A 358-nucleotide genomic window follows, 5' to 3' on the forward strand; every position below is an offset into this window, starting at 1 on the left:
GTGAGCGGTAGAGGAGCGTCGTAATCGGGCTGAAGTCGTACCGTAAGGAGCGGTGGACTGATTACGAGTGAGAATGTTGGCATTAGTAGCGAGATGTAGGTGAGAATCCTACAGGCCGAATATCTAAGGTTTCCTGAGTAAAGTTTGTCTTCTCAGGGTTAGTCGGGACCTAAGGCGAGGCCGAGAGGCGTAGTCGATGGACAATTGGTTGATATTCCAATACCACTATAATCGTTATTATCGATGGTGTGACGGAGAAGGATAGGATGTGCCAGCTATTGGATGCTGGTCTAAGCGTTGAGGGAGTTAGAGTAGGCAAATCCGCTCTAACAATTCTGGGGCGTTATGGGGAAGGTTC

Annotated in this window: 1 rRNA gene; it reads left to right on the forward strand. The window is 48.9% G+C overall.

The window, feature by feature from the left end:
* Positions 1-358: ribosomal RNA gene (locus tag GXK56_RS27575) — 23S ribosomal RNA — on the forward strand; the annotation flags it as partial.

This window comes from Clostridium sp. C2-6-12, assembly GCF_009928485.1.
Classification (GTDB): Bacteria; Bacillota; Clostridia; order Clostridiales; family Clostridiaceae; genus Clostridium.